The organism is Amnibacterium kyonggiense, from assembly GCF_004364555.1.
Lineage (GTDB): Bacteria > Actinomycetota > Actinomycetes > Actinomycetales > Microbacteriaceae > Amnibacterium > Amnibacterium kyonggiense.
On the sequence record NZ_SOAM01000002.1, the window covers coordinates 352,460 to 376,600 of the forward strand.

Below are 24,141 nucleotides of genomic sequence, written 5' to 3' on the forward strand. Positions count from 1 at the left end.
GCGCGCCGACCGGCGCCGACCGGGCAGGCTGGAGCGCATGACCGCCGCCCTGCCGATCACCGTGTCCGTCACCCGCCGGGTGCCCCCGGACCGCGTCCGCGAGGCGCAGGCGTGGCTGCGGAGCGGCCAGGACCTCGTCGCCGCGATGCCGGGCTACCTCGGATCGGGGTGGATCCGCTCGGGCGCCGACGGCGAGGAGTGGCACGTGCTCTACCGGTTCCGCGACGCGGCGAGCCTCGCCGCGTGGGAGGCGTCGAGCGAGCGCGCCTGGTGGGTGGCGAGCGCCGCCGGGATCGTGGAGGACTCCCGGGTGGAGCGCCGGACGGGCATCGAGGGCTGGTTCGAGGCGCCGAGCAGCGTGGAGGTGGCGGACGCGGCACCGCCGGCGCCGCCGCGGTGGAAGCAGATGGTGAGCATCTTCATCGTCTTCTACCCGCTCAGCCTCGCGATCCAGTTCTTCGCCGCCCCGGTGACCGGGGGCCTGGAGCTGTGGCTCCGCGTCCTCGTCACGGTGGTGATCGCGACGCCGCTGATGACCTACCTGCTGCTGCCGCTCGTGACCAGGGCGCTGCGCCCGTGGCTGCTGCGGCGCCCGGTCAGGAGCCGCTGAGCAGCGTCAGCAGGCCCGGGAGCACGATCGCCGACGAGCCCGCGGCGGTGAGCCCGAGCAGACCGACGACCCAGCCCGCCCGGACCCGCGCCGCGGCGCGGACCTCGCGGGTGAGGCCGGAGAAGGCGAGCAGCAGCTCGGGGCCGGCCTCGACGGTCGGCAGCCACGTCGCCGGGTCCTCGAACCGTGCGACGAGCGCGCGGACCTCGGCGGCGGAGAGGCGCTCCGGCTGGCTGCGGAGGAACCGGCGCAGCTGCTCGGCGCGCAGCACCTCCGCGGTGCGGGGCGAGCGGGTCACGCGCATGCGCTTGGCGCCGACGACGGCGACGACCGGGCGCACGGCGGGCGGGTCGGCGAGGACGCCGCCCACGATGCGGTCGATGCGCCGCGCCTCCGCCTCCGCCTTCTGCACGATCGGGCTGCTCGAGCCGTTCACCAGGACGGTGCGGCCGGCGACCCACACCGACGCGTCGACGTGGTGCTTCGTGTTCACGGTGAAGACGCCGCCGGGGCCGACGACGAGGTGGTCGATGTCCGCGCCGTTCCTGCCGACCGGCAGGGAGTGGAGGACGGTCCAGCCCGCGGGCAGACCCGTCAGCCGGGCCGCGACGGCGCGCTCGCCGATCGCGCCGGTGAACCAGGGGCGGGCCTCCGGGGCGATCGGGTCGCGGCCCACGAGGCGCTCGACGGCCGTGCGGGGCCGGGAGGCCGCCTGCTGCAGCAGGACCTGCTCGAGCAGCGCCTGGGCGGGCACGCGGTCGCGCATCGTGCCGGTCGGCGCGGGCACCACGGGCGCGGTCGTCTGGGTCATCCTCCGACCGTAGGGACCGGCGGATGCACGGTGCAGACCCAGAGGGGGCGCCCCGCGGGCGGGTGCTCCCCGGCCGGGGGCCGCGGGCGTCAGTACCCGGCGGGGTCGCGGAGCAGCGGGCAGGTCATGCAGTGGCCGCCGCCGCGGCCGCGGCCGAGCTCCGCGCCCCGGATCGTGCGCACCTCGATGCCCGCCTCGGCGAGGAGGTCGTTCGTGCGCGTGTTGCGGTCGTAGGCGAACACGACGCCGGGCCGGACCGCGACGACGTTGTTCGCGCTGTCCCACTGCTGGCGCTCGGCGGCGAAGTCGTCCCCGCCGGTGTTCACGACGCGCAGCCGGTCGAGGCCGAGCGCGCGCTGCACGACGTCGAGGAACGGCGCGGTCTCGTGGACGACCTCCACGCCGCCGCCGGCGCCGGGCCGGAGCGTGAACGGCGTGACGTCGTCGACGATCGCGCGGTAGACCGTGACGACGTCCTCCGCCGCGAAGGTGAGCACGGTGTCGAGGTGCATGGCGGCGCGGAGCTTCGGCATCCCGGCCACGACGACGCGGTCCGCGGCGCCGGTCTCGAACAGCCGGGCGGCCAGCTGCCCGATCGCCTGCCGGCTCGTGCGCTCCGACATCCCGACGAGCACGACGCCGGAGCCGTCCGCCGACGGCGACACGGGCATCACGTCGCCGCCCTCGATGGTCGCCGCGCCCCAGGAGCGCTCCGGGTCGCCCCAGAGCAGCTGCTGCTCGACCGGCGCGAAGTCCGGGTGGAAGCGGTACACCGCCTTCATCAGGAGCGTCTCGTCGCGCCGGGCGCCGAAGTACAGCGGGTTCAGCGTGTAGCCGCCGCCGATCCAGCAGGTCGTGTCCCGCGTGTAGAGCATGTTCGGCAGCGGCGGCATCAGGTAGTCGCTCGGCCGACGGTCCGGCCCCGTCGGATGGAGGTAGGTCGGCCGGTCCACGCCCGGCAGGTCCTCGACCGCCATGCCGCCGACGAGCAGCGCGGCGAGCGCGTCGGCTTCCAGCCCCTCGAGGTGCGCACGCGTCGGCTCGACGAACACCGGGCCGACCTCGTTCGCGGTCACCTTGCGGTCGAGCAGCCAGTCCCGGGCGCCGGGGACCGCGAGGGTCTCGGCGAGGACCTCGTGCAGCTCGAGCACCTCGACGTCCTCCGCCTCGAGCGCGGCGACGAAGGCGCGGTGGTCGCGCTGCGCCTCCTCCACCCAGAGCACGTCGTCGAAGAGCAGCTCCTCGCGATTGCTCGGCGTCAGCCGCTCGTGCGCGAGCCCGGGCGCGCACACCAGCACACGCCGCAGTCGGCCGACCTCGGACCAGGCACCGAACGCCGTCATCGACCCAGCCTGGCAGAGCGCGGGACCGGCGTCAGACGGTCGCGTCCTGGTCCGCGGCCCGGTCGGCGGGCTGCTCGGTCGTCGCGGCGAGCTTCAGGATCTCGCCCTGCGCGCGGGAGGCCCACTCCTGCAGGTCCTGCTCGTCCATCGAGCCCTTCGACTTCGGCATGACGTTCAGCACGCAGAAGGTGCCGATGTTCTCGCCGGCCTCGTTCTTGATCGGCGCGCCGGCGTAGAACCGCAGCTGGCCGACGTCGTTCATCGGGCTGTCCTTCGTGCGCTCGTCGCGGAAGGTGTTCTCGATGATCAGCGGCTCGTCGCCCTGGACCGTGTACTGGCAGATCGACGTCTCGGCGGGGCCGCTGCGGCCCTGCGGCGCGGTGTTCGCTACGAAGAACTGGCGGTCGCCGTCCATCAGGCTGATCCAGGCGGCGTCGGCGCCGAAGTGCTGCTTCGCCTCCTGCGCGAGCCGGTCGAGGGCCTCGTGGTCCGCGGTCGCCATGACCTTCTCGCCCGGCTTCCACTGCCACTGGTGCTCGGTCAGCTCGTGCTCGAAGCGGTACGGATCGAGCGCGCGGGCCTCGTCGAGCGCCGGGGCCGAGATCGAGGCGAACGCGTCGGACCACTCGGCGTAGAGCGCCGGCGAGCCGTACGGCCGGCCCGGCTCCGCCTGCGGTGCCGAGTGCTCGAAGAACTGGAAGCCGTCGTAGCGGCCGACGAGCTCGCGGGTGATCGCGTTCAGCAGGTCCGCGCGGCGCTGGCCGATGCGGGCCGCGATGCCGCGGTACTCCGGCAGCGAGTCGACCTCCTGGATGCCCGCGATGATGACGCGCGCGGACGGCTTCGTCTCGGAGGCGAGGCGGTCGAGGAGGCGGATCATGTCCGCCCGGTACTCGTCGGCGGGGGTGAGCCGGACGGCGTCGTTCATGCTGAGCACGACGAGCACCAGGTCGAAGGGCGCGAGCGACGTGTCGCCGATGTACGCCTGGACGGCGGCCATCGGCATCATCTCGTCGCCGATGTAGCGGATGTCGGTGGGCCGCGTCGTGCGCCGGGTGAGGGCGCGGGCGAGCTGGCCCGTCATCGCGAGCTCGTGGGTCACGGTGCCCCAGCCGTGCGTGGGTCCGTTGCCGAGGAGGAGCACCCGGTCCGGGTCGTCGGCGCCCGAGACGATCACGGGCGAGTCGCGCGGGACCGGCACCGACTGCTGGACGTAGATCATCTTCGTGTACCAGAGCTTCGCGGCGGCGCGAGCGATGCGGCTCTCGAGCATGGGGTGGGGCCTCTTCCGTGAGCTCTCGTGGTGGTCTCGTCCATGAGATCGCTGACGCATCGATTCTCCCCAGCGGAAACGCCGTGCGACACGCCCCAGAGGGAGGGGCGGTGCTGGGCGCGCCGCTGCCGGATCGGGTTGAATCACACGGTGGGGATTTCCGCGACCGTCACGGGCATCGGCGGGTGGACCGTCGGCCCGGTGGTGGGTCGGCGGCCTGCCGGCGTCGCCCGCGACGCGGTGCACCCCGGGACCGGCGCCCGCGCCGTGCTCGTCGTCGTCGACGACCGCTTCACGGGCCGCGGCCTGCCCGATCCCGAGACCGTCGCGCGCGCCGCGGTGGTCGGGTCGCCGCTCGTCGTGCCGATGCTCGACGCCGGGATCCTCGAGGACGGCTCGCGCTGGTACGTCACGCCCGCCGCGCCCGGGCCGGTGCTCGACCCGGCCGCGGGCTGCTCGCCGCGCCGCGCGGCGAGCATCGTGGAGGCCGTCGCCCGGGCCCTCGCCGCCGTGCACGCGGCCGGCCTCGTGCACGGGCTGGTCGGGCCCGCGGCCGTCGTGCCCGCCACCGCGCGGCACGCCGACCGTGCGGTGGGCACCACGCTGCTGCTCGACACCGGCGTCGCGGCCCTGCTCGGCGACCGCGCCGGCGAGCTCGCGCAGGCCGCGGGCGTCTCCCTCCCGAACGACCGCGGGCCGGCCGCGGACGTGCACGCGCTCGGCGGGCTGCTGCTCCGCCTGCTGACGGCCGCGGCGCCGGCCGGTCCGGCGCTCGCCGCGCTCCCGGTGCCGCTCCGCGCCCTCCTCTCCTCGATGCTCGACGAGCACCCGTCGCGTCGGCCGACCGCGGACGCCGTCGCCCAGCAGCTCGCGGGCCTGCGGGAGGGGCTCCTCGCGACCGGGCCGGTCGAGCTGCCGCGCGCGGTCTCCGCACCCGTGCCGGTCGTCAGCGCACCCGTGCCGATGCAGCGCGCCGTGACGGCGCCGCGGACCGCGGTCGCGCCGCGGGTCGCGGTGCCGCCGCCGGTCGCCGCCCCGCACACGGCCGAGTCGCCGATCGTCGTGCCGAGGGCGACGCCCGCTCCGGCGCCGTCGCTCTGGACGGGGCCCGTGCCCGTCTCGACGCCCGACCGTCCGCGTCGTCGGCGGGTCGGCCGCGCCCTGCTGCTGGCGGGCGGCGTCGGGCTCGCCGGCCTGCTCGTCGGCGTCGTCACCCACTTGCCGCTCGACCGCGGGCGCAGCGACGGCGCGGTCGCGGCCGCGGCGGAGAACGGCGTCTTCGCGGCGCCGGCGACTCCCGCCGCGGACACCGCAGCGTCCTTCGGATCGTCGGGCTCCGTCGCCCCGTCCGGCACGGCGTCGAAGACGGGGAAGCACGCGGCCTCCTCGCAGCGCGCCGCCGCCCCGCCGGCCTTCGCGCGGCCGACCGCGAAGGTGCCGTCGCCGCTCGCCGCCTCCGCGACGTCTCCGAGGCCGTCCCGGAACACCACGCCTCCCTCGCCCCGGCCGTCGAGCCCGGTGAGCTCCGCGCCGTCGTCCTCGATTCCGTCATCGTCGGCGCCCTCGTCGTCCGCGCCGTCGGCGCCGCCGGCCTCCGCGCCGCCGACCTCGTCCGACCCGGCGCCCGCGACGTCCGCCTCCTCGGCGCCGTCCTCGAGCGCGCCGGCGGAGGAGCCGACCACGACGGCGTCGTCCAGCCCGACCACGCCCTCCGCCGATCCGACCACGCCGACCGAGAACCCGTCCCCGTCCGAGTCGGTCGCGAGCACCCCGACGGACTCCCCCGCGGCCTGACGGCTCGGGACGACGTCGCGCTCAGGCGTCGCGGCGGTCCGCGACCTCCGCGAAGCGGCGGAGCAGGCGCTGCGGCTCGGTGACGGTCGCGGCTCGCAGGTCGGCCGCGATCGCCTCGTACTCCTCCGGCGGGAAGTAGCCGTGCCGCTGGTAGATCCCGGCGCGGCGGATGAAGTCGTCGGTGGTCGGCTCGGGGTGGAACTGGCTCGCGAGGATCGACGCGGCCCGGTACAGCTGCACCGGGCTCGCGTCGTTCGTCGCCAGCAGCACGGCGCCCGGCGGCGGCTCCGGTGCGGACTCCTTGTGCCCGGTCAGCGCGGTGAAGCGGTCCGGGAGCGCGCCGGCGATCGGGTCCGCGCGCCCCGCCGCCGTCAGCCGGCTCTCCGCCGCGGACACCGGCTCCGGGTGCGTGCGGTCGACCACGCCGCCGAGCACGAGCGTGAGGACGCCGATCCCGAAGCAGGTGAAGAAGACGGGGATCCCCCGCTCGAGCGCCCGCTCGGCGAGGGCCGCGAGCTGCCGCTCGGCGAGCCGCTGTCCGCGCGACTTCGCCTCGTCCGGGTCGGAGACGGAGTAGGGGCTGCCGCCGACGACCACCCCGCCGAGGCCGTCCGCGAAGTCGGGGGCCAGCTCCTCCCGATCGGCGCTCCGGGCGACGATCCGGTCGCCGAGCCCCGACGCCCGCCGTACCGAGGCGAGCTCCCCCTCGCGCGCGTCCTGCTCCGGCCGCATCTGCAGCAGCACGAACGGGAGCGACACCCGTGCAGGGTAGAACCGAGGCGCTGGGCGTCGCGCGCCCGGCTGCAACAGGAGGTCGCACGATGCGCGTGCTCGAGGTCCGACGCCCCGCCGGAGGGGTGCTCCAGGCGTACGACGGCGGGCCGACGGGCCGCTCGGACGAGCTGGCCGTGTTCTGGCACGGCGGCACGCCGAACACCGGTGCGCCGCCGGAGCCGCTGCGGGCCGACGCCGCGGTGCTCGGCATCCGCCTGATCGGCGCGGACCGGCCGGGCTACGGCGGCAGCACGCGGGACCCGGAGGCGTCGATCGCGGACGTGGTGCCGGACGTGCTCGCCGTCGCGGACGCGCTCGGCGTGGCGCGCTTCGCGGTGCTCGGCCACTCCGGCGGCGGCCCGCGGGTCCTCGCCTGCGCCGCGCTCGCCGGGCCGTGGGTCCGCGCCGCGGTCGCCGTCTCCTCCCCCGCGCCGCCCGACGCGGGCGGGCTCGACCGCTTCGCCGGAATGGCGCCCGGGATCGTCGCCGAGCAGCGCGCAGCGGTCGCGGGCCGGGCGCCGCTGCTCGAGCTGATCGAGCGGGACGAGTTCGACGAGCGCGCGTTCACCGAGGCGGACCGCGCCGCGCTGGCCGGCCCGTGGTCGTGGTTCGGGCCGGACGTCGCCGCCGCGGTCCGGAACGGACCCGACGCGCAGGCCGACGACCTGCTCGCGGCGGCGCGCCCGTGGGGCTTCGACGTCGGCGGCGTCGCGGCGCCGGTGCTCGTGGTGCACGGCGCCGACGACCGGATGGTGCCCGCCGCGCACGGCGCTTGGCTCGCGGAGCGGCTGCCCGCCGGCGAGCTCCGGAGCGTGCCGGGTGCGGGGCACATCAGCGTGCTCGACGAGTCGACCGCCCTGCTGCGGGAGCTGCGCCGCCGCGCCGGCTGAACGATGGACGACCCGGGCGGCGTGCGGGGCCGGCCGACCCGCGGCGCGCACGGCGTCTCGGGCGGCCCGGCGGTCCGCACGCGCATCACCCGGGTCGTGGGGCCTGTGTACTCCCGGTTCCGCGTTCAGGCGGGCCGGACACGCCGGTTCAGCCGCGCACCCGCCGCACCCGGATCCGCGCGCGCCGGGGCGCGAGGGTCGCGAGCTCGATCCGCACGCGCTCGTCGAGGCGGCGCAGCGCGCGCGTCTCGGGCAGGAGCTCCGGCATGCGGGCCAGCGCGCGGACGAGGGCCGCGACGGTGTCGAGCCGGTCCCGCGCCTCGTCGACGGGGCGCGGCCGGTACAGCGGCTCGGTCAGGAACCGCTGGAGGACGGCCGGCAGCGCGGTCAGCGGCAGGACCCGTGCGACGGCGGCGACCGGCTCGAGCTGCCGCTCGGCGTGGAGGAGCACGCGGTCGTCGGGGTCGAGGACCTCCGGCCCGGTCAGCTCGACCGCGAGCCGCAGGTCGGACTCCGCCCGATCGATGCGGTCGAGTCGGACGCCGAAGGCGCCGCGTCGGCGGTCGGCGAAGAAGTCGGCGAGGAACGGGTCCGCGGTGGGGAGGGCGCGCACGGCTCGAATGCTCCCGGTCCTGCCCGGGAATCCCCTGAACGGGGGTGTCGGGAGGACGAGGATGGATCCGTGCGCTCCTTCGCCCGGCACGACGATTACGACCGCTCCGCGCTGCCCGACGGCTCGCTCGACCCGGACCCCGTGCAGCAGTTCCGATCCTGGCTCGCGGACGCCGAGACGGCCGGCCTGCCGGAGCCGAACGCGATGGTGCTGTCGACCGTCGACGCGACCGGTCCGACCTCCCGGACGGTGCTGCTGAAGGGCCTGATCGACGGCCGGTTCGAACTCGTGACGAACTCGGGCTCGAGGAAGGGCGCGGCGCTGCGGCGGGACGGCCGGGTCGCGCTGCTGTTCCCCTGGTACGCGCTGCAGCGGCAGGTGCTCGTCGACGGCGACGCCGCGCCGGCCCCCGAGGCCACGAGCGACGACTACTGGGCGACCCGGCCCCGCGGCAGCAGGATCGGGGCGTGGGCCAGCCGGCAGTCCGCGCCGATCCCGGACCGGGCGGCGCTCGACGCGGCGGTCGCCGCGACCGAGGAGCGGTTCGCCGGGGTCGAGGACGTGCCGCGGCCGTCGTTCTGGGGCGCGTGGCTGATCACGCCGCGCCGCATCGAGTTCTGGCAGGGGCGGCCGTCGCGCGTGCACGACCGGCTCGTGTACCTGCCCGACGGCGACGGCTGGCGGATCGAGCGCCTGCAGCCGTGACCGACGAGGAGGAGCTCCGCCGGACCGACCGGGCCGTCGCGCGCGGGCGGCATCGACGCCCGCTCTCTCAGCCCGTCGCAAGCGGACGCGAAGCGGATCACGGGCGGGTCGGCAGCGGCCGCCGAGGCGGTGCGGCGAGGGTGGCGGCATGCACGTCGAGCTCCAGGACCGCGTCCCGCGTCACGAGACGGCGGAGCAGCGGTGCCCGGTCGACGGCATGCCGCTGTACGCGACGATCGTCGGGCCCCGCTGCCCGGTCTGCGGCGCCGCCTCCGTGCGCTGACCCGTCAGACTGGGCGGAATGACGCCCGACGAGCTGCGCTGGTGGTTCGAGGACTGGCTCGACGCCTGCAACCGGCACGATCTCGACCGACTCCGCGAGCTGCTGGCACCGGACGTGCGCCGCGCGGGCGCACCGGGCGGGGCCGACGCGTGGCTGCGCGACCTCGAGGACCTCCTGCGGGCGTTCCCCGACTACCGGTGGAAGCGCATCGCGCTCGTGGTCGAGGACGACCGGATCGCCGCGCACCTCAGGACGCGCGGGACGCACCGCGGCGAGTTCCGGGGCGTCCGCCCGACCGGCCGGCACGTCGGCGTCGCCGCGTTCGGCTTCTTCCGCGTCGTGCGCGGCAGGGTCACCGAGTTCGCGGGGTCGGACGACGACGCGGGGCTGCTCGCCCAGCTCGCCTGACGGTCAGCGCAGGCCGAGGGCGTCGAGCAGGCGACGGCGCACCGGCCGCTGCGTCACGGCGGCGCAGCCCGCGAGGGCGAGCTCGATCCGGTGCGTCGCGGGCAGCACGTCGAGGTGGCGCAGCTCGCGGGCGAGGTGCCGGGTGAGCGCGGCGCAGGTGTCGAGCTCGAGGCGGCGTGCGGCGCCCCGCGCGGGACGGATCTCGAGGTGTGCGAGGTGCGCCTCGAGCACCAGGAGCAGCCCGGCGGCGGGCATGACGCGGGCGACCGCGCCCTCGACGCCGAACTGCCGCTCGGCGTGCACGAGCACCTGCTCGTCGTCGGTCAGGACGAGCTCCGCGGTGCGCTCGACGGCGGTGCGCAGCGCGCGCTCGACGCGGTCGATGCCGGCGAGCCGGTGCCCGCTCGCGCCCCGCCTGCGGTCGGCGAAGAAGTCGTCGAGGGACTCGGCGGCGGAGAGGGAGCGCGGCATGCCCGCCATCCTGGCGTATCCCCCGCCCGGGGGTCACGCCACGATCCGATCACGAACGGGGGGCATAGCGTTGACGGAGGGCGTGGAGGAGGGACGGACGATGGCACGGCTGGACGGCACGACGGCGCTGGTGACCGGCGCGAGCAGCGGCATCGGGGAGGCGACGGCCGTCGCGCTGGCGGCCGAGGGCGCCCGGCTCGTGCTCGTCGCCCGGCGCCGCGACCGGCTCGAGGTGCTCGCCGCGCGGATCGGCGGCGACGCGGTGGTCGTCGAGGCCGACGTCACCGATCCGGCGCAGGCCGCGGCCGCCGTCGAGCGCGCGGTCGCCGAGACCGGTCGCCTCGACGTCGTCGTGAACAACGCCGGCGTGATGCTGCTCGGGCCCGCCGTGGAGGCGCCGCTCGAGGAGTGGGACCGGATGGTCGCCGTCAACGTGCAGGCCGTGCTGCACGTCACCCACGCCACGCTCCCCCACCTGCTCGAGGCGGCGGGGACGGCCCCGCGCGGCGTGAGCGACCTCGTGACCATCAGCAGCACCGCCGGTCGCGCCGCCCGCTCCGGGTCCGGGGTCTACAACCTGACCAAGTTCGGCGTCGGCGCGTTCGCCGAGGCGCTGCGGCAGGAGGTGACGCGGCGGCACCTCCGGGTCGGTCTCGTGGAGCCGGGCGCGACCGCGACCGAGCTGCGCAGCCACCTCCGGGAGCCGCAGCGGACGGCGCAGGAGGAGCGCTTCCGCACGATGGAGCCGCTGCAGGCGACGGACGTCGCCGAGGCGGTCGTCTACATGGTCACCCGCGACCGCCGCACCGCGATCAGCGAGATCACGATCCGGCCGACCGAGCAGGAGAGCTAGCGGCCGAGCAGCCGCTGCAGCAGCCCGCGGCGCGTCGGGCGCTCGGTCGCGGGCTCGACCTCGACCTCCGGCTCGGCCGCCACGGGCGCGGGTGGGGGCTCGGGCTCCGGCCGGGTCGCGACGGACTCGACGTCGGGCTCCACGATCGGCGCGGCTGCCGCCGTCGACGCCCGCAGCCGCCGGCCGAGCCCGGCGATCCGGCCGCCGGCGTCGTAGCGGACCTGCAGCGCGCCGTCCGAGAGGTTCAGCTGGTCGACATCCTCCGCGACCCGCTCGATCCCCGCGCCGCGCTGCTGCGCCCACGCGGTCAGCGCACGCCGATGGTCGCCCGCACCGCCGCCGGCCAGCGCGCTGGTCACGACGCCCACCGCACGGGCCACCGTCGGCGCGGGCAGCCCGAGTCCCGGGTCGTCGAGGAGCAGCCAGGCCCGCGTCGCGCCGTTGCCCGTCGCCGCGACGTGGTGCGCGGTCAGCCCCGTCAGCGCCTTCACCGCGTCGACGAGCCGCTCCGGCAGGCCGTCCTCGAGCGCCAGCGACGGGGTCGTGAGCTCCGGGATCGCGTACCGCCGCCCGAGGTCGCGCACCCGCTCGCTCTGCCGCACGAACGCGGGCGGGAAGCCGCTGGGGTTCTCCCAGCCCCACAGCCAGCTGCCGTCGTCGGGCGAGGCCGTGCCCACGAGGTGGGCGCGGAGCCGGTGCTCGCCTCCGTCGTCGTCCGTCAGCACGAGGGCGGCCGTGGCGGGGTCGACGCGCCAGCGATCGAGCCGGACGGTGCCCGCGAGGTGCGCCTGGTGCTCCCGCGACACGAAGGCACCGGCGTCCGAGAGGGCGGCGAGATCGACGTCGGTCATCGCCGACGACGCTACGTCAGGAGGACGTCGTCGGTCAGACGGCGAAGCGCGCGCCGGCGATCACGCCGAGCAGCCGCATCCGCTCGACCGCCTCCGGTCCGCGCGGCGTGAGGACGAGCAGCGTCTGCGCCTGGTCCTCGGTGAACAACGCCTGGCAGTCGACGTCGACCCGCCCGACCTCCGGGTGGACGAGCGTCTTGCTGTCCTCGAACCGGCGGCGCACCTCGTGCAGCGCCCACAGCTCCCGGAACTCGGCGCTGCGCTCGAGGAGGTCGTCGAGGATCGCCTGACCGCGGGCGCCCGCGGTCATCGCCGCGCGCAGCTGGGCGACTTGGAGGCGGCTCTGCAGGGCGCGGCCCTCCTCCGGGTAGTGCAGCCGCTCGGCGGGATCGGTGAACCAGCGGTGGATCGCGCTCCGCGCGAGCCCGCTGTGCGCCTGCCCGTCGCCCAGCAGCGCGACCGCGAGCCGGTTCTGGGCGAGCGTCTCCCCCAGGTCGGACAGCACGAGCGCCGCCGCGTCGTCGAGCCGGTCGAGCACCCGCAGCAGGGGCGGCGCGACGTGGTCGCGGCGCAGGACGCGGGGCGGCGCCGTATGCCCCGCGAGGCGGAACAGGTGGTCGCGCTCGTCGAGCGTGAGCCGGAGGCCGCGGGCCAGCGCGAGCAGCATCTGCTCCGACGGCTGCGGGCCGCGCTGCTGCTCGAGCCGGGTCAGGTAGTCGGCCGACATCCCGACGAGGGACGCGACCTCCTCGCGGCGCAGGCCGGGCGTGCGGCGGCGCACCCCGTCCGGCAGGCCGACGTCCGCGGGCGTCAGCGACTCGCGGTGCCGGCGCAGGAAGTCGGCGAGCTGGGCGCGGTCCACCCTCCGATGGTGGCGCATCGATCGGGCGCCGGAGGCGCTCAAGGTGGGATCGCCGGTCCCCCGACGAGCGCTCCGTTCCGCGTCGGGGCCGCCGGGCGCAGAGTCGACGCCGCACGGATCGAACGAACGGAGGCGCACATGCGCAGCACGGGCAACACCATCTTCCTGCCGGGCGGCACCAGCGGGCTCGGTCGCGGCCTCGCCGAGCGGTTCGCCGCACGCGGCGACCGGGTGATCATCGGCGGCCGCAGGCAGGAGCTGCTCGACCAGATCGCGGCGAGCAGCGACCGCATCGAGGCCGTCCGCATCGACACGAGCGACGCCGCGTCCATCCGCGACGTCTCGGCCGAGGTGCAGGAGCGGTTCCCGGAGACGGACGCGCTCCTGGCGATGGCGGGCATCATGCGGCCCGAGGACGTGACGACCGGCGGGTTCCTCGCCGACGCGGAGGCGACGGTCACCACGAACCTCCTCGGCCCGATCCGGCTCTGGGCCGCGTGGGCCGATTTCCTCACCGCGAAGGAGGAGGCGACGCTCATCACGGTGTCGTCCGGCCTCGCCTTCACCCCGCTCGCGCTCACGCCGACCTACGACGCGACGAAGTCCGGCGTGCACGCGCTGTCCGACGCCTGGCGGCTGCAGCTCGCCGGCACCGGGGTGCAGGTGATCGAGCTCGTGCCGCCGGCGGTCCGGACCGACCTCATGCCCGGCCCGAACGACGCGAACGCGATGCCGCTCGAGGAGTACCTCGACGAGACGGTCCGCCTGCTCGAGGAGCAGCCGGAGGCCCGCGAGATCCTCGTGCAGCGGGTGCAGCGGCTCCGGTTCTCCGAGCGGGACGGCGACCGCGACGAGCTGATGGCGGTGCTGGCCGGCAGCCACTGAGCCATCCGCGATCACGCCCTGTCGACGGCCTCCCGGATCAGGTCGGCGACGAGGGCGGGGCGCTCGAGCGACGGGAGGTGCGCGACCCCCTCGAGCACCCGCGCCTCCGCGTTCGCGAGACGCTGCGCGGTCAGCTCGTAGAACGGCAGGTCCGGCGGCAGGTCGAGATCGCCCCACGTCGCGAGCACCGGGGTGCGGACCTCGCCGAGGCGGTGCCAGGTGTCGAGGTCCGCGGCCCCGGCGCCGCCCTGCGTGCCGGCCGTCAGGATGCGGCGGTTCATCTCCGCCGCGAGCTCGCGGGTCGCACCGCCGACGCGGCCCTCCGGCGAGGTCGGGCCGTCCAGCCAGAGGTGCAGCTCGAGCCGCACCGCCTCCTCGACGTCGTGCGCCTGCTCCGCCCGCTCGAGCGCGCCGAGGATCGGCCCGGTTGCGTCGTCGACCGTCCACGCGATCGGCTCGCCCTCGTCCGTCATGCCGGTCACCGCGGCGCCGATGAGCAGCACGGACGCGACCCGCTCGGGCGCCGTGAGGGCGAGGTCGAGCGCGAGCGCGCCGCCCATCGAGTTCCCGACGACGACGGCGCGCTCCGCGCCGGCCGCGTCGAGCACGGCGACGAGGTCCTCCAGGTGGGTGAAGCCCTCCGGGCCGCCCGGCGTCTCCCCGTACCCGCGGCGGTCGACCGCGATCAGGTCGAGCGGGTCGTCCTCCAGCTCATCGATCACACCGAGCCAGGACCGGCGGTCGGTCACGCCGGAGTGGAGCAGGACGACGGGCGTCCCGCCGGGGACACGGCGTCGGACCCCCGCGAGCACGGAGCCGTCGGGGCGGGGGACGTCGAAGCGTTCGATCGGCATGCGTGGACGCTGCCACCGGCCGCCGACAGCCCGCAACGGCCGGCCGCAGCGGATCGATGCGTGCACGCGGAGGCGGTTCCTGTGCACGGGCGTCGTGACGACACGGCAGGATGTCCGACGCCCCCGCGGGGGCCTGGACCGATCGGGGAGGACCTGCTGTGGGTGGACCGACGCTGTTCCTGCTGCACGGGCTCGGCCTGAGCAGCAGGTCCTGGGACGGCGTCGTCGCCGCGCTCGGCGCGGGCGTCGAGGTCGTCGCCCTCGACCTGCCCGGGCACGGCGAGCACGCCGCGTCCTCCGCGATCACGCTGCAGGAGAGCGCCGAGTGGGTCGCCGCACGGATCCGCGAGCGCGAGCCGGACGAGTGGCTCGTCGCCGGACACAGCATGGGCGGAAAGATCGCGGCCCTCGTCACGGCCTGGGGTGAGCGCGGCGAGCACGGCCTGATCCCGCCGACCGGCCTGGTCCTCGTCGACGCCTCGACGCCCTCCCCGGAGCCGATGTCCGAGCAGCGCCGCACGGCGATGGAGGCGTGGTGGGCCGATGGCACGATCTCGGAGGCCGACGCCGCCGCGTACATCGCCGCGAACCTCGCCGGCCCCGCGGTGCCGGAGGGCGTGCGCGCGACCGCGATCGCCGACGTGCGCCGGACGAGCCGCACCGCGTGGCTCGAATGGCTGCGGCGCGGCAGCCTCGAGGACCGCTCGGCCGACGTCGGCGTCCTCCGGACCCCCGCCGTCGTCATCGTCGGAGCGGAGGACCCGGACCTCGGCGCGCCGAACCAGGAGCGGCTCACGCTCCCGCACGTCCCCGGCGCCCCGGTGCACGAGGTGGACGGCGCCGGCCACGACGCGCTGCTCGAGCAGCCCGCCGAGGTGGCGCGGTTCATCGCGGGCCACGTCCGCGAGGTCGCCGGCCGCGCGCCGCTGCCGGGCGCCTTCGCACGGCTGATCGCCTCCGACCGCGTCTCCGCGCGCACGCGGCGCGTGATGCTCGCGCGGCTCGGCGAGCCGGGCGACGCGCCCCGGGCCCTGACCCCGGCGCAGCGCAGCCTGCTCGGCGCGGTGCTCGCGCGCGTCCTCCCGCAGCGGGGCGTCCACCTCGACCTCGCGGGCCGCATCGACGCGGCGCTCGCGACCGGGGGCGGCGACGGCTGGCGGTACGCGGAGCTGCCGCCCGACGCGGAGGCGTGGCGGCGCGGCCTCGACACGATCGCGGGCGAGGTGCCCGACTTCGGCGTGCTCGACGCCGCCGCGCAGGACGCCGTGCTCGACCGGATCGACGCGGGTGCGCTCGGCTCCGACGCCGAGGGCCGGCTCACCGCGGATCGGATGACGCTGTGGCTCCGCGACGTGCAGGCCGAGGCGGTGCGGACGTGGCTCGCCCACCCCGCCGCCCAGGCGTGGATCCGGTACGACGGGTTCGCCGACGGCGGGGACAACGAGCGGAAGCAGGGTTTCACCACGACCCACGCGGGCGAGTGGGAGGCGTGGCAGCGCGACTGGCGCACCGGGAAGGAGCTGCAGGCGTGAACCTGACGGGGATGCGACGGTACGCGGAGCACGAGGAGGTCGACGCGGTCGTCATCGGCACCGGCGCCGGCGGCGCGCCGATCCTGGCCCGGCTCGCGCAGGCGGGGCTCGCCGTGGTCGCCCTCGAGGCCGGCCGCAACTGGGAGCCCACCGACCACACGCCCGACGAGGTCGACGCCGGGAGCCTCTACTGGCTGGGCGAGCGCCTCTCCGGCGGCACCGAGCCGGAGGCGTTCGGCGGCAACAACTCCGGCATCGGCGTCGGCGGCTCGACGCTGCACTGGGGCGCCTTCTGCCCGCGGCCCGACGAGCGCGACCTCCGGCTCGCCTCCGACCAGGGCGCCGGCGTCGACTGGCCGCTCACGCTCGACGAGCTCCTCCCGTACATCGAGGAGGTCGAGCGCTTCATCCAGGTGTCCGGCCCCGCCGACTACCCGTGGGACCCGACGCGGCGCTACCCGCTGCCGCCGGTCGCGCGGAACTCCTCCGCCGACGCGATGGCCCGCGGCTGCGAGGCGATCGGGATGCGGTACACCGACTCCCCCGCCGCGATCGTGTCGCGGGACGTGCAGCAGCCGCACTTCGGCGTCCGGCACGGGGCGATCAACAGCGGCGCGACGCACCAGGGCGACCGCGTCGCGTCGAAGGCGTCGATGGACGTCACCTACCTGCCGCTCGCCGTCGCGCACGGCGCGGAGATCCGGGCCGAGGCGATGGTGCACGACCTCGAGCGGGACGCCTCCGGGCGGATCACCGCCGTCGTGTACCGCCAGGACGGCGTCGACCACCGGCAGCGGACGCGGAACGTGTTCCTCTGCGGCGGCGGCGTCGAGTCCGCGCGGCTGCTGCTGAACCTCGAGCTCGCGAACTCGAGCGGGCAGGTCGGCCGCAACTACATGGCGCACCCGGCCGCCCAGGTGTGGGGCCGCTTCGACGAGCCGATGCGGATGTGGCGGGGCTGGCCGTCCTCCCTGATCTCCGAGGACCCGGTGCGGCTCGAGGACAAGGACTTCGCGGGCGGCTACCTCATCCAGAGCCTCGGGGTGCTGCCGATCTCGCTCGCGACGACCATGGCGCGGTCCGGGATCCGCGGTGAGCGGCTGATGGGGCTGCTCGACGGCTACGACCACCTGGCGGGCATCGGCGTGAACGGCGAGTGCCTGCCGTCCGAGGCGAACGGGCTGACCCTCGTCGACGAGACCGACGAGGTCGGGCTGCGGAAGGCGCGGATCGACTTCTCCTACAGCGAGAACGAGCGGGCGCTCGAGGCGCACTCGATCCGGACGATGACGGCGATCTGGGAGGCGGCGGGCGCGAAGGACGTCGTCGCGCTGAAGCGCACCGCGCACGCGGAGGGGACGCTGCGGATGGGCGACGACCGCGACGCCTCCGTCGTGGACCGCGACGGCCGCAGCCACGACGTCGCGAACCTCTACGTCTGCGACAACTCGGTGTTCCCGAGCTCGTTGATCGCGAACCCGGCGCTGACGATCATGGCGCTCGCCCTCCGCACCGCGGACCGCTTCCTCGCTGCCTCGTAGGACTCAGACCGCGCGGGCGAGGTCCGGGCTCGCCTCCGCGCCCGGCAGCGCGGCGAGCACGGCGCCGGGGGCGAGGATCTTCGACCGGCGGACGCCGGAGCCGATGACGACGAGGGGCTCCGCGGCCGTATCGGCGTCGAGCAGCAGCGGCCAGCCTGCGGGCAGACCGATCGGGGTGATGCCGCCGTACTCCATCCCCGACGTCTCGACCGCCTGGTCGTGCGGCAGGAACGACGCCTTGCGGACGTCGAGTCGGCGGCGGACGAAGCCGTTCACGTCCGCCCGCTTCGACGCGGGGACGAGGGCGGCCGCGACGCGTTCCTCCCCGTCCCGCCTGCCGCCGACGAGCACGCAGTTGACGAGCTGGTGCGCCTCGAGGCCGTAGGCGTCCTGCGTGGCCGCCGTCTCGGAGATCGCCGGGTCGATCTCGACCACGCCGACCGACTCGAGGAGCCCGAGCGCGGTGAGCGCTTCGAGGGTCGGTGCGGCGAGCAGGTCAGGGCGCTCCCTCGCGGCGACCCCGGTGAGGCCCCCGAGCACGAATCCGGTCACCGCTCCATCCTCGCCTGCGGCGCGCGCCCCGCTCGCGCGCCCGCCCCCGACCCGAAGAGCCCCGTTGGTCGAGGTGCGAGCGAAGCGAGCCTCGAGACCACGCCCCGAACACGTCATGCCGCGACCGGTGGGATCCGTCCGCCGGGCCGTCTGCGTCCGGTGGGGTCGACCCAGGGTGGTGGTGTCCACCACCACCTGCCGTCGTCGTCCCGGTCGATCTGCCATCCGTGTTCGTCGTGGAGGAGGTGGCAGCGCCAGCAGAGCAGGACTCCGTTGTCGATCGAGGTCGATCCGTATCCGGCGGGTCGGATGTGGGCTCCGTCGCACCAGGAGGGTGGGGCGTCGCAGCCGGGGCCGACGCACCCACCGTCCCGGACGGCCATCGCTCTGCGTTGGGCTTCCGTGAAGAACCTGCGCCCGGTCCCGAGGTCCAGCGGCTGCGACTTCCCGCCGAGCACGACCGGGATGATCTCCGCGTCCGCGGCGAGCATGCGGGCCATGGAGGCGCTGATCTGGGTGCCGCAGTCCGGCAGCTCGGCGGTGCCGAGCCCGGTCCGCAGCGCGTCCTCGGTCATCGTGATGAGGAGGGTGACGGCGGTGCCGGCGATCTGCCCGTCGTCGACCTGGATCGCCTTCTTCGCGAGCAGGCGGATCCCGTCCACCCACTGCTGCTCCACCGGCCGCCGGTTCTGCGTCTCCGGCATGTCCGCCTGGTCCGGGGTGACGAGGATCGGGCGCCGGGTGGGGCTGTTGGCCTCGACCGCGGTCTTGAGGAACCCGTCGGTGAGGGTGTCGAGGTCGAGGGTCCACCGGACGAGCCCGTTGCGCAGGTGCCGCCGCTTGACCGTCGGGATCGGGGTCGGTTCGCCCCGGTCGGGGCGTCCGCCGTCGGGGTTGGCGTGCTCCGGGACCCGCTGCAACCAGCGGAGCAGGTCGTTCGGTGCCCAGCCTTCGGCGGCGGTGTCGAGGAGCTTCCGCTCGAGGTCGTCGAGCTCCCACGGGGCCAGCCCGGGCGCGCACTCGGCCAGGGTGCGGCGCATCGCCGCGGCGATCTCGGGGTCGAGGAGGCCGGCGGCGAATGCGGCGGCGATCTGCGGGCAGGTCGCCGGCAGTGTCTCGCCGGTCATCGCTTCCCGCGGGCGGAACGCTTCACCCGATGCGACCACGGTCGCCGCGGTGGCTCGCGGCATCCCGGTGACCTGGGACACAAGGTTGGCGGCGTTGGCCGCGCCCTGCTTGCGGGCGAGGGAGTCGTCCCGGTTCTCACTGCGGCGGGCGACCTCCCCGGCCAGGGCCGTCTCCTCCGCTTGCGCGAGGCGGCGGAGCTTTGCGACCGTGGAGAGCCGCTCGAGCAGTGCCTGGTCGGAGACGAACCGGAGGGCGTCGTCGGCGAGGCGGGCGTAGGCGTCCGCCTGCTCGAGGAGTGCCTCCGCCGTCCGGGTCATGGGGGTATTCGAGCACGGGGCACTGACATTGGAACCCGATCTGGGTCAGGTGTTTTCCGTTCTGCGGAAGGCGCGGCGGGCCGGGTCGGTACCGAGGGTACGGGGTGGTTTCGAGGCTCGCTTCGCTCGCACCTCGACCTTCGGGATCGGTGGATGAGCCGGGCGAGGCGCCCCTCGTCCGTGAACTCCGACGTCCGGGTGGGAGGGTGAGGCGTGCCGTTCTCCGCGCCTCCCCCGTTCACCACGCGGCCGGATCTCGTCGGGACGTTCGGGATGAGCGCGTCGACGCACTGGCTCGCGACGGGGACCGCGCAGTCGGTGCTCGAGCGGGGCGGCAACGCGTTCGACGCGGCCGTCGCGGCGGCGTTCGTGCTGCACCTCGTCGAACCCCACCTCAACGGGCCCGGTGGCGATCTCACCGCGATCCTCGCGACCGCGGAGGACCCGGGTACGCCGGTCGTGCTCATGGGTCAGGGGCCCGCGCCGGCGGGCGCGACCCTCACGCACTTCGCGGCGGAGGGACTCGACCTCGTCCCGGGAAGCGGCGCCCTCGCCGCGGCTGTCCCGGGCGCGACGGACGCCTGGCTGCTCCTGCTCGAGACGCACGGCACCTGGGAGCTGCGCGACGTCCTGACCTACGCCGTCGACATCGCTCGTGACGGGCACCCGCTCTCAGCGGGCGTCGCCCGCTCGATCGCGAGCATGGCCCCCTTCTTCCGTGCGCACTGGCCCACCTCCGCGGCACGCTGGCTCCACCCCGACGGCACGCCGCCCGAGCCCGGCGAGCGGGTGGCGAATCCGACGTGGGCGGCGGTGCTCGACGAGCTCGTCGCGGCCGGCGCCGGCGCCGGCGATCGCGCCGGGCGGATCCGCGCGGCCCGCGACGCCTGGGCGACCGGCCGCGTCGCGCAGGAGATCGATCGATTCGTCCGCGAACCGCACCGCCATGCCGACGGGCGCGATCACGCGGGCGTCATCCGTGCCGAGGACCTCGCCGCGTTCCGCGCGTCCTTCGAGCCCGCCGTCACCCGGGACTTCCGCGGGACGACCGTCGCGAAGACCGGCCCGTGGGGTCAGGGGCCGGCACTGCTCGCCGCGCTCGCGATTCTCGAGCCGCTCGACGACGCGCTGCTCGACCCCTCGACCGCGGACGGCGTGCACACGATCGCGGAGACGCTGAAGCTCGTCCTCGCGGACCGGGAGGCGTGGTTCGGCGACGACGCGCCCGTGCCGGTCGACGTCCTGCTGTCGAAGGACTACGCCGCCGAGCGCCGCACGCTCATCGGCGACCGCGCCTCGACCGAGCTGCGCCCCGGCCGGGCCGGCGGGACGCCGCCGCTCCCCCGCCTGCGCACCGCGGCGGAGTACGCATCCGGCGTCGCCGGCGTCGGCGAGCCGACCATCGAGTCGACCGGCGACCTGCGCGGCGACACCTGCCACCTCGACGTCGTCGACCGGTGGGGCAACATCGTCTCGGCGACCCCCTCCGGCGGCTGGCTGCAGTCCTCCCCGACGATCCCGGGCCTCGGGTTCTGCCTCGGCACGCGCCTCCAGATGACGTGGCTCGAGGAGGGGACGCCGTCGACGCTCGCGCCGGGGCGCCGACCCCGGACGACGCTCACCCCGACCCTGTTGCTCCGCGACGGGCGGGCGGTCGGCGCGCTCGGCTCGCCCGGGGGCGATCAGCAGGACCAGTGGCAGCTGCTCCACCTCCTCCGCACCCTCGTCGGCGGGTGGAGCCCGCAGGAGGCGATCGACGCGCCCGCCTTCCACACGACGTCGTTCCCGGGATCGTTCTGGCCGCGGACGTGGGAGCCGGGCGGCCTCGTCGTCGAGGACCGCCTCGGCGAGGACGTCATCGCCGAGCTCGAACGGCGCGGCCACCGCGTGGACCGCGCGGGCGACTGGACGCTCGGCCGGCTGTCGACGGTCGGCCGGGACCCTGCCGCCGGCACGGTCCACGCCGCGGCGAACCCGCGCGCGATGCAGGGGTACGCCGCGGGCCGTTGACGACCCGGCCGCCGCCGCCCCGCCTCCCGGCCCGCGTTCACCCGCCGGACACCCCGGCGCAGCACGCTTCGGGGATGTCCTCCAGCGATCCCTTCCTCCCCGTGCCGCCCGAGGAGGCGGCGGACGTCGAGGAGCGGCGCGAGCTCGCGGACCTCGAGGACGACGAGCAGCCCGACGTGCTGACGGGCTCGGCGGAGGAGCACAACGCGGAGGAGCTGGCCGCCGCGGATCGCGCGGCGGAACCGGGCCGATTCCGTCGGCCGGAGCCGGGCGACCGGCTGACCGCGGAGGAGCTCGCGGGCGAGCTGGACTGAGCGCGCCCCGTCCACCCAGGGGGCGCGGCTAGCGTCCGGGGGTGGTCCTCGGCGTCGGTGCGGCGCTGCTGTCGACCGTCCTGCTCGCGCTCGGCGCCCAGTTCCAGGGTCGCGGCGTCCGCGGCGTGGAGGGCGCGGAGGACGCGCGTCGCTCCGGGCTCCGCCGCATCCTGGGTCTGTTCACGAGCGGCGGCTGGCTGCTCGGCTCCGGGTTCCTGACGCTCGCGATCCTGCTGCAGCTGGTCGGCCTGCTGCTCGCGCCGCTGCCCGTGGTCCAGCCGATCGGCGTGCTGTCGCTCGTCGTCACCGCGCTGCTCAGCCGCCGCGTGGCGCACGCCCGGATCCAGCGGTGGGGCGCGATCGGCATCGCCGTCTGCCTCGCCGGTACGACGGCGTTCGTGGTCACGGCGACCTTCGCCACGACGACGGCACCGGAGCCGGCGGCGGTCGTCGTCCCGGTGCTCGTGCTCGCCGGGTTCGTGCTCCTGGCCCTCCTCATCGGCTACGCCCTCCTGCGCCGCCGCCTCCCCGCGTTCGTGTTCGCGACGGCGGGCGGCGTCTGCTTCGGGTTCGTCGCGACGCTGATGAAGGTCGTGCTCGACCGCGGCGCGGAGGCGGTGCGCGCCGGCGACCTCCTGCGGCCCGGGATCGGCTTCACGCTCCTCGTCCTCGTCGCCGCGGGCGCCGCGGGGCTCGCGGGCATCTCGCTCGTGCAGCGCGCCTACTCCTCCGGATCCGCGGACCTCGTCGTGGCCGCGCTGACCGTGGTCGACCCGCTCGTGGCCGTGACGCTCGGGATCGTCCTCCTCGGTCAGGCCCGGCACGCGCCGGGCTGGACCTTCGCCGTGTTCGCCGCGGCCGAGCTCGTCGCGATCGCCGGCGTCGCCCTCATGGCTCGGCACCCGCCGCGACCTGCGGACACGCCCGGCTCCCCGTCGGGATGACCCCTGAAGAGCGGGGCACGTCCGCCCGCGCCCGCCCGGGACGGGCCACGATGGTCGGATGGTGACGGAGCCGAGCACGCCCGCCCGAGCGAAGCGGGGGCTGTTCCTCCCGCCGTTCGACGCCCTCGCCGACCCCCGTGCGGTCGCCGACCTCGCCGTCGCGGCGGAGCAGGCCGGCTGGGACGGCGTCTTCGTGTGGGACCACATGCGGTACTCGCCCCCGGTCGCCGCGCTCGCCGATCCGTGGATCTGCTGCGCGGCCATCGCCGCGCGCACCGAGCGGGTGCTGTTCGGCCCGATGGTCACCCCGCTCCCCCGGCGCCGCCCCCACGTGGTCGCCCGGCAGGCGGCGAGCCTCGACCTGCTGTCCGGCGGCCGACTCGTGCTCGGTTTCGGCAGCGGCGACGACTGGCTCGGCGAGATGAGCCGGTTCGGCGACGAGGCGGACGCGCGCGTGCGCGGCGACATGCTCGACGAGGGCCTCGACGTCGTCACCGGCCTGCTCGGCGGCCATCTCGTCGAGCACCTGGGCCGGCACTACCGGGCGGAGGACGTGCGGTTCCTGCCCGCGCCCGAGCGCCCGGTCCCGATCTGGATCGCGGCCCGGTTCGGCAAGCCGAAGCCCCTGCGCCGGGCCGCCGGCTACGACGGCGTGTTCGTGATCGGCTACCCGGGACCGGAGGGCGTCGTCGCGGTCCGCGACGCGATCGAGGCCGAGCGCGGCGGCACGGACGGCTTCGAGATCGTGGCGGACATCCCCGCCGACGGCGACGCGGCGGCCTGGGCGGCCGCCGGCGCGACCTGGGTGCTCACCCGCTTCGGGCCGTACGGGCTCGATCCGGTCGCCGTCCGGGCGCGGATCGAGGCCGGCCCCTAGTCCTGCTCGGGCTCGCCGTGCGCGGCCTGGTGCGCGATCTGCCGCTCCACGCGGCGGTCCGGGACGAACCACAGCACCGCGACGAGCACGTAGACGGCGGCGCCGAGGAGCGGCTGCACGAGCGACAGCAGGATCCCGGCGAGGTAGAGCGGCGCGGAGATCTTGCCCTTCACGTCCCGGCCGACCGCGGCGGCGAGCGCGGAGTCGCGACCCTCCGCCCGGATCAGCGCGGTCTGCAGGATGAAGTAGGCGACCCCGGCGGCGAGCAGGACGGCGCCGTAGGCGACGAGCGGCGCCGTGAGGTCGGGCGCTTCGCCCTCCGGTCGCTTCTCGCCCAGCACCTCCGTGATCCAGTCGGTCACGAACGGCACCAGCGAGAGCCAGAAGAGCAGGTGCAGGTTCGCCCAGAGGACGGGGCCGCTCACCCGCCGCACCGCCTGAAGCATGTGGTGGTGGTTGTTCCAGTAGATGCCGAGGTAGACGAAGCTCAGCACGTAGGCGAGGAGCACCGGCAGATCGGCCCGGATCGCGGCCCACGACCCGCCGTCCGGCTTCGGCAGCTCCAGGACCATGATCGTGATGAGGATCGCGATCACGCCGTCGCTGAAGGCCTCCATCCGCCCCGTCCGCACGCGAGCACGCTACC

General features: G+C 75.7%; 26 protein-coding genes. 14 read left to right on the forward strand and 12 right to left on the reverse strand.

Going from position 1 to position 24,141, the window contains the following annotated elements; all coding sequences use genetic code 11:
- The first annotated feature begins 37 nt into the window (after positions 1-37).
- Complete coding sequence (locus tag CLV52_RS10060) at positions 38-610, forward strand: antibiotic biosynthesis monooxygenase (RefSeq protein ID WP_133766211.1); 573 nt, start codon at positions 38-40, stop codon at positions 608-610.
- Here CLV52_RS10060 and CLV52_RS18705 read toward each other — a convergent pair.
- The 3 genes from CLV52_RS18705 to CLV52_RS10075 form a co-directional block, all read right to left on the reverse strand.
- Entirely contained in the window at positions 597-1,421 is an 825-nt protein-coding gene (locus tag CLV52_RS18705; protein WP_211342672.1) for a nuclease-related domain-containing protein, read from the reverse strand. The two genes, CLV52_RS10060 and CLV52_RS18705, sit on opposite strands and share 14 nt — an antisense overlap.
- An 89-nt stretch (positions 1,422-1,510) precedes the next feature.
- Positions 1,511-2,764, reverse strand: coding sequence for an arginine deiminase (locus CLV52_RS10070; RefSeq protein WP_133766212.1), 1,254 nt, complete (start codon positions 2,762-2,764; stop codon positions 1,511-1,513).
- A gap of 31 nt (positions 2,765-2,795) precedes the next feature.
- On the reverse strand, positions 2,796-4,037 hold the full coding sequence (locus tag CLV52_RS10075; RefSeq protein WP_162850803.1) for a GAF domain-containing protein: 1,242 nt from the start codon (positions 4,035-4,037) through the stop codon (positions 2,796-2,798).
- A 150-nt stretch (positions 4,038-4,187) separates the two neighbouring features.
- Between CLV52_RS10075 and CLV52_RS10080 the strand changes: the two genes are divergently transcribed.
- Positions 4,188-5,831 carry a hypothetical protein gene (locus CLV52_RS10080; protein WP_133766214.1) on the forward strand — a complete coding sequence of 548 codons (1,644 nt, stop codon included), beginning with the start codon at positions 4,188-4,190 and terminating at the stop codon, positions 5,829-5,831.
- A gap of 21 nt (positions 5,832-5,852) precedes the next feature.
- On the opposite strand, the gene CLV52_RS10085 is transcribed toward CLV52_RS10080, so the two are convergent.
- Positions 5,853-6,590, reverse strand: a complete 738-nt coding sequence (locus CLV52_RS10085) for a glutamine amidotransferase-related protein (RefSeq protein ID WP_133766215.1) — start codon at positions 6,588-6,590, stop codon at positions 5,853-5,855.
- Positions 6,591-6,652: 62 nt separating this feature from the next.
- On the opposite strand from CLV52_RS10085, the gene CLV52_RS10090 reads away from it, so the two are divergent.
- Complete coding sequence (locus CLV52_RS10090; protein WP_133766216.1) at positions 6,653-7,495, forward strand: alpha/beta fold hydrolase; 843 nt, start codon at positions 6,653-6,655, stop codon at positions 7,493-7,495.
- Between the two features lie 148 nt (positions 7,496-7,643).
- On the opposite strand, the gene CLV52_RS10095 is transcribed toward CLV52_RS10090, so the two are convergent.
- On the reverse strand, positions 7,644-8,108 hold the full coding sequence (locus CLV52_RS10095) for a hypothetical protein (protein WP_133766217.1): 465 nt from the start codon (positions 8,106-8,108) through the stop codon (positions 7,644-7,646).
- 69 nt (positions 8,109-8,177) lie between these two features.
- On the opposite strand from CLV52_RS10095, the gene pdxH reads away from it, so the two are divergent.
- The 3 genes from pdxH (at position 8,178) to CLV52_RS10105 (ending at position 9,504) form a co-directional block, all read left to right on the forward strand.
- On the forward strand, positions 8,178-8,813 hold the full coding sequence (gene pdxH / locus CLV52_RS10100) for a pyridoxamine 5'-phosphate oxidase (protein WP_133766218.1): 636 nt from the start codon (positions 8,178-8,180) through the stop codon (positions 8,811-8,813).
- A 148-nt stretch (positions 8,814-8,961) separates the two neighbouring features.
- Positions 8,962-9,096 carry a hypothetical protein gene (locus CLV52_RS19065; RefSeq protein WP_281276067.1) on the forward strand — a complete coding sequence of 45 codons (135 nt, stop codon included), beginning with the start codon at positions 8,962-8,964 and terminating at the stop codon, positions 9,094-9,096.
- A gap of 18 nt (positions 9,097-9,114) precedes the next feature.
- On the forward strand, positions 9,115-9,504 hold the full coding sequence (locus tag CLV52_RS10105; protein WP_133766219.1) for an ester cyclase: 390 nt from the start codon (positions 9,115-9,117) through the stop codon (positions 9,502-9,504).
- A gap of 3 nt (positions 9,505-9,507) precedes the next feature.
- On the opposite strand, the gene CLV52_RS10110 is transcribed toward CLV52_RS10105, so the two are convergent.
- Positions 9,508-9,975, reverse strand: coding sequence for a hypothetical protein (locus tag CLV52_RS10110; RefSeq protein ID WP_133766220.1), 468 nt, complete (start codon positions 9,973-9,975; stop codon positions 9,508-9,510).
- 100 nt (positions 9,976-10,075) lie between these two features.
- Between CLV52_RS10110 and CLV52_RS10115 the strand changes: the two genes are divergently transcribed.
- Positions 10,076-10,828 (forward strand): SDR family NAD(P)-dependent oxidoreductase, encoded by a 753-nt coding sequence (locus CLV52_RS10115; RefSeq protein ID WP_133766221.1) that lies wholly within the window; start codon positions 10,076-10,078, stop codon positions 10,826-10,828.
- Here the strand turns inward: CLV52_RS10115 and CLV52_RS10120 are convergent.
- A complete protein-coding gene (locus CLV52_RS10120) occupies positions 10,825-11,679 on the reverse strand; it encodes a DUF6882 domain-containing protein (RefSeq protein WP_133766222.1) in 855 nt (284 codons plus the stop codon). The genes CLV52_RS10115 and CLV52_RS10120 overlap by 4 nt on opposite strands.
- A gap of 34 nt (positions 11,680-11,713) precedes the next feature.
- Positions 11,714-12,541, reverse strand: coding sequence for a helix-turn-helix transcriptional regulator (locus tag CLV52_RS10125; RefSeq protein ID WP_133766223.1), 828 nt, complete (start codon positions 12,539-12,541; stop codon positions 11,714-11,716).
- Between the two features lie 138 nt (positions 12,542-12,679).
- Between CLV52_RS10125 and CLV52_RS10130 the strand changes: the two genes are divergently transcribed.
- Complete coding sequence (locus tag CLV52_RS10130) at positions 12,680-13,426, forward strand: SDR family oxidoreductase (protein ID WP_133766224.1); 747 nt, start codon at positions 12,680-12,682, stop codon at positions 13,424-13,426.
- Between the two features lie 11 nt (positions 13,427-13,437).
- Here the strand turns inward: CLV52_RS10130 and CLV52_RS10135 are convergent, their stop codons facing one another.
- Positions 13,438-14,280, reverse strand: coding sequence for an alpha/beta fold hydrolase (locus CLV52_RS10135; RefSeq protein WP_133766225.1), 843 nt, complete (start codon positions 14,278-14,280; stop codon positions 13,438-13,440).
- 158 nt (positions 14,281-14,438) lie between these two features.
- Here CLV52_RS10135 and CLV52_RS10140 point away from each other — a divergent pair, with 158 nt between their 5' ends.
- Both CLV52_RS10140 and CLV52_RS10145 read left to right on the forward strand, forming a co-directional pair.
- Entirely contained in the window at positions 14,439-15,812 is a 1,374-nt protein-coding gene (locus tag CLV52_RS10140; RefSeq protein ID WP_162850804.1) for an alpha/beta hydrolase, read from the forward strand.
- Positions 15,809-17,353 carry a GMC family oxidoreductase gene (locus CLV52_RS10145; RefSeq protein ID WP_246018068.1) on the forward strand — a complete coding sequence of 515 codons (1,545 nt, stop codon included), beginning with the start codon at positions 15,809-15,811 and terminating at the stop codon, positions 17,351-17,353. The genes CLV52_RS10140 and CLV52_RS10145 overlap by 4 nt, the downstream gene beginning before the upstream one ends.
- 3 nt (positions 17,354-17,356) lie before the next feature.
- Here CLV52_RS10145 and CLV52_RS10150 read toward each other — a convergent pair whose 3' ends face one another.
- Complete coding sequence (locus CLV52_RS10150) at positions 17,357-17,905, reverse strand: YbaK/EbsC family protein (RefSeq protein ID WP_133766227.1); 549 nt, start codon at positions 17,903-17,905, stop codon at positions 17,357-17,359.
- Between the two features lie 113 nt (positions 17,906-18,018).
- Entirely contained in the window at positions 18,019-19,350 is a 1,332-nt protein-coding gene (locus CLV52_RS10155) for an HNH endonuclease signature motif containing protein (protein WP_133766228.1), read from the reverse strand.
- Positions 19,351-19,623: 273 nt separating this feature from the next.
- On the opposite strand from CLV52_RS10155, the gene CLV52_RS10160 reads away from it, so the two are divergent.
- From CLV52_RS10160 to CLV52_RS10175, 4 genes are all read left to right on the forward strand, one after another.
- On the forward strand, positions 19,624-21,360 hold the full coding sequence (locus CLV52_RS10160) for a gamma-glutamyltransferase family protein (RefSeq protein WP_211342691.1): 1,737 nt from the start codon (positions 19,624-19,626) through the stop codon (positions 21,358-21,360).
- Positions 21,361-21,434: 74 nt separating this feature from the next.
- Complete coding sequence (locus tag CLV52_RS10165; RefSeq protein ID WP_133766230.1) at positions 21,435-21,674, forward strand: hypothetical protein; 240 nt, start codon at positions 21,435-21,437, stop codon at positions 21,672-21,674.
- 41 nt (positions 21,675-21,715) lie between these two features.
- Positions 21,716-22,618 carry a DMT family transporter gene (locus tag CLV52_RS10170; protein ID WP_133766231.1) on the forward strand — a complete coding sequence of 301 codons (903 nt, stop codon included), beginning with the start codon at positions 21,716-21,718 and terminating at the stop codon, positions 22,616-22,618.
- A 58-nt stretch (positions 22,619-22,676) separates the two neighbouring features.
- On the forward strand, positions 22,677-23,495 hold the full coding sequence (locus tag CLV52_RS10175) for an LLM class flavin-dependent oxidoreductase (protein ID WP_133766232.1): 819 nt from the start codon (positions 22,677-22,679) through the stop codon (positions 23,493-23,495).
- Here the strand turns inward: CLV52_RS10175 and CLV52_RS10180 are convergent.
- A complete protein-coding gene (locus tag CLV52_RS10180; RefSeq protein WP_133766233.1) occupies positions 23,492-24,127 on the reverse strand; it encodes a TMEM175 family protein in 636 nt (211 codons plus the stop codon). The two genes, CLV52_RS10175 and CLV52_RS10180, sit on opposite strands and share 4 nt — an antisense overlap.
- Between the last annotated feature and the right edge of the window lie 14 nt (positions 24,128-24,141).